At 72.7% G+C, this 3,815-nt stretch carries 4 protein-coding genes; all 4 read right to left on the reverse strand.

The annotated features are described in order from the left end of the window. Window positions 1-2,389: choice-of-anchor A family protein (locus ABD308_RS34625; protein WP_344343849.1), on the reverse strand; the 2,389-nt coding region annotated here is incomplete at its 3' end. Window positions 2,390-2,514: 125 nt separating this feature from the next. After that, the gene (locus ABD308_RS34630) at window positions 2,515-2,766 is read right to left on the reverse strand and encodes a hypothetical protein (RefSeq protein ID WP_030302164.1); all 252 of its coding nucleotides are present in this window, start codon (window positions 2,764-2,766) and stop codon (window positions 2,515-2,517) included. An 88-nt stretch (window positions 2,767-2,854) separates the two neighbouring features. Beyond that, entirely contained in the window at window positions 2,855-3,307 is a 453-nt protein-coding gene (locus tag ABD308_RS34635) for a (2Fe-2S) ferredoxin domain-containing protein (protein ID WP_344343853.1), read from the reverse strand. Then, the coding region (locus tag ABD308_RS34640) for an HAD-IC family P-type ATPase (RefSeq protein WP_344343855.1) at window positions 3,304-3,815 on the reverse strand (512 nt) is incomplete at its 5' end. The genes ABD308_RS34640 and ABD308_RS34635, both read right to left, overlap by 4 nt.

Genomic DNA, 3,815 nt, shown 5'->3' on the forward strand with positions numbered 1-3,815 from the left:
CCTCCGCCGCGTTCAGCGGGGTGAGGACCAGCGGGCCGAACACCGGATCGGCAGGGAGCACATACCCGGAAGGAGCGGCGGTCTCCAGCCAGTAGTAGGTACCGAGATCCACCGTCCGAGTGCACAGACCATCCGCACCCGTGGTGCAGGCAGCACCCACCTGCGTGTCGGGAAGGACACCGGTGGTCTGGAGACCCGGAATCCCGTTCGTCTCCTCCCACAACTCAAAGACACCGCCCGCGAGCGGAGCACCCGTCACCGCATCGGTCTTCAGTACGCGCACCTCACCCGTCACCGGGACCTGCTGCACGTCAGGAGCCGTGACCTGGACACCCTCAGCGGCGTTGGCCGCCGTCAGCACCAGCGGACCGAACACCGGATCAACCGGCAGCACATACCCGGGAGGAGCGGCCGTCTCCAGCCAGTAGTAGGTACCGAGATCCACCGTCCGGGTGCACAGACCATCCACACCCGTGGTGCACGGCGCACCCACCTGCGTGTCCGGGTTCACGCCGCTCGTCTGAAGACCCGGAATCCCGTTCGTCTCCTCCCACAACTCAAACACACCGCCCGCAAGCGGGGCACCCGTCACCGCATCGGTCTTCAGCACCCGCACCTCACCCGTCACCGGGACCTGAGCGGTATCGGGAGCGGTCACCTGCACGCCCTCCGCCGCGTTCAGCGGGGTGAGGACCAGCGGGCCGAACACCGGATCGGCCGGCAGAACGTACCCGGGAGGAGCGGCGGTCTCCAGCCAGTAGTAGACCCCCACCGGCACCGTCTGGGTGCACAGGCCGTCCGCGCCGGTGGTGCAGGGCGTACCCACCTGGGTGTCGGGAAGGACACCGGTGGTCTGGAGACCCGGAATCCCGTTGGTCTCCTCCCACAGCTCGAACACACCGCCCGCGAGCGGCAGCCCGGTCACCGCGTCCGTCTTCAGCACCCGCACCTCACCCGTCACCGCGGGCTGCGGAATGTCCGGGGCGGTCACCTGCACGCCCGTCGGGGCGTTCAGGTCCGTCAGGATCAGGGGGCCGAAGACCGGGTCGATCGGCAGGAGGTAGCCCGGTGGTGCGGCGGTCTCGCGCCAGTAGTAGGTGCCGACCGGCACCGTCTGGGTGCACAGGCCGTCCGCGCCGGTGGTGCAGGGCGTACCCACCTGGGTGTCGGGAAGGACACCGGTGGTCTGGAGACCGGGGATCCCGTTGGTCTCCTCCCACAGCTCGAACACACCGCCCGCGAGCGGCAGCCCGGTCACCGCGTCCGTCTTCAGCACCCGTACCTCGCCCGTCACCGGAGCGACCGCGCAGTCGGGCAGGTCACCGTCGAAGGGGTAGGCGTGGAACTCCTGGCCGCCGCCTCCGGTGGGCGAGCTGGTGTGGGTGAGGTCGCCGGTGACGAAGACGCGGCCGTTGACGCCGGGCAGGGTGACCGTGGTCTGCGAGGCCTGCTCGCCGGCCAGGATGCTGCCCTGGAACTGGCCGGTGCCCACCAGGTTGACCGTGGTGGCGTCGGGGAAGTTCCACAGCAGGCGCTCGCGGTAGGCGTTCAGCGGGTCGGTGTCGGCGATGTCGCCGCTGTACGTGTTGATGGTCCGAACTGCACCGGTCAGGTTGACCAGGATGGTGGCGCCCGCCGGGATGTTGGCGAAGGCGATGCCCTGCTGGCTGCCGCCCGGGCCGGCGAGGTCGAAGTCGACGTTGAAGACCTGGAGCGGCGACACCCCGTCACCGGTGAACAGCGTCTCGAAGCCCGCGTTCACGGCGACGCCGGTCGGGGTGCGGGGCACGCCGTTGACCCGGGCGTAGCAGTCGGAGGCGGCGGAGAGCTGGTCGCGCAGGGCGGCGTAGGGCTGGATGGCGTTGGGATCCTGGACGAGGGTGCCGGTCACGTTGCCGGTGACGGTGCTGGCGTAGCGGACCACGCCGCCCTCGGCCACCAGGGTCTGGCCGGCGGTGATGACGACGTCGTCGCCGGTGGTGAGGAAGTCCGCCCCGTCCGGCGGGGGGACCCGGGAGCCCGCGCCGACGATGCCGATGTTGTAGATGGAGCTGGCGCCGACGTCCTTGGACTGGTCGAAGTCGTGGAGGACGACGACCCGGCCCTCGGCCTCGGCGGCGCGGCCGCGGACCAGGAAGTCGGAGCCGACGAAGATGTTGATCGCGTTGTCCCGCCCGGCGATCGGGCCGTTGCTGATCGGCGGGAAGGGGTCGGGGCAGCTGCCGGGGATGCAGGGCCCCAGGCCGCCCGGCAGGGTCGCGGCCTCGGCGGACACCGCGCCGGGGCCGAGTGCCAGGACGGGGACGAGGGCCGACACGATGGTGCACGGCAGTGCCAGGGCGGCGGCCTTTCGGCGGACGCGGGCTAACAGACGGTTGAGGGAAGCCATAGTCGTAGCGTCCGGCAGACCGTCGGAACACGGTCACCTGAAGGCCACTCACCTACGCTGACCGGTGTGCGGACGCACCCGCTCAGACCAACCGTCACCTGATCGACCCCGCCCCGGCGAAGCGCTCAGGACGCTTCGTCCCACGGCGACGCCGCCCGGTTGCCGGTGCCGTCGCAGGTGCGGCAGATCTCGTCGCGGTAGGCGTGCTTGGCGCCGGTGGCGTCGACCCGGTAGCGGACGTAGACGCCGGTGCCGTCGCAGAGGAAGCAGTTGCCGCCGCCGCCGCCGACCTCGGTGGTGCCGGTGCCCTGACAGGTCCGGCAGCTGAGGCCGGCGGTGCGGCCGGTGCCCGCGCAGATGCGGCAGACCGTGGTCATCGTCTTCCTCCCGGGTCGGAACCTAGGTCATGGTAGGCGCTGGCCGGTCCTTCCCGAGCGGGCCCTGCTCAGCCCGGTTCAGGCCGGTTCAGCCCGGCAGGCCCGCGCTGACGCGGCGGGAGACGGAGATCTGCTGGAGGTCGAGCACGCCCGGCGGGTCGGCGAGGCCGGGGCCGCCGGCGTGCACCCACTCGGCGATCTCCTCGATCATGTCGTCGGCCAGCACCCAGCCCAGCCAGACCGGCCGGCCGCCGGCCGCGCGGCCCTCGCTGGAGGGGCCGACCACGACGACGTTGGAGTGCGCGCAGGTGTCCAGGCACTGGACGGCGCGGACCCGGCCGGCGTCGCCGACCGCCGCGCGCAGCCGTTCGTACTGGCCGGCGTGGTCGACGCCGGGGTGCTTCTCCTGGGTGCCGCAGCAGCAGCCCCGGCAGACGGTGACGGTGACCGGGGACACCGGGCCGCGCCCGCCGGCCTTCCCGCCGCCCTTCCCGCCGGCCTTGCCACCGCCACCGGTCCGTTCGCGTTCGCGACGGCTCATGCTCCTCGGCCCTCCTCGTTCCCCAGGGCCCGCCGCCACGCCCGTTCGCGCAGCAGCCGAAGGCCGTTGAGGCCGACGATCACGGTGGAGCCCTCGTGCCCGGCGACGCCGAGCGGCAGGGGCAGCGTACCCGCCAGGTCCCAGACGACCAGGAGGGTGATGGCGGTCCCCGCGATCACCAGGTTCTGCACCACCAGCCGACGGGCCCGCCGGGAGAGCGCGACCACGGCCGGGACGGCGGCCAGCTCGTCGCGGACGAGGACGGCGTCGGCGGTCTCCAGGGCGAGGTCCGAGCCGGCCCGGCCCATCGCCACGCCGGTGTGCGCGGCGGCCAGCGCGGGGGCGTCGTTGACGCCGTCGCCGACCATCAGCACCCGGCGGCCGGCGGCGGCGAGGTCCTGGACGGCGGCGGCCTTCTCGTGCGGCAGCAGCCCGCCCCGGACGACGGTGAGGCCGGCCTCGGCGGCCAGCCGGGCGGCGGCGCGCGGGTTGTCGCCGGTGAGCAGCA

The organism is Kitasatospora putterlickiae, assembly GCF_039527695.1.
GTDB lineage: Bacteria > Actinomycetota > Actinomycetes > Streptomycetales > Streptomycetaceae > Kitasatospora > Kitasatospora putterlickiae.

Bases quoted from the DNA above. Each gene is read 5' to 3' on its own strand.
- ABD308_RS34630 (WP_030302164.1), bottom strand. From the start codon at position 2,766: ATGACCACGGTCTGCCGCATCTGCGCGGGCACCGGCCGCACCGCCGGC.
- ABD308_RS34635 (WP_344343853.1), bottom strand. From the start codon at position 3,307: ATGAGCCGTCGCGAACGCGAACGGACCGGTGGCGGTGGCAAGGCCGGC.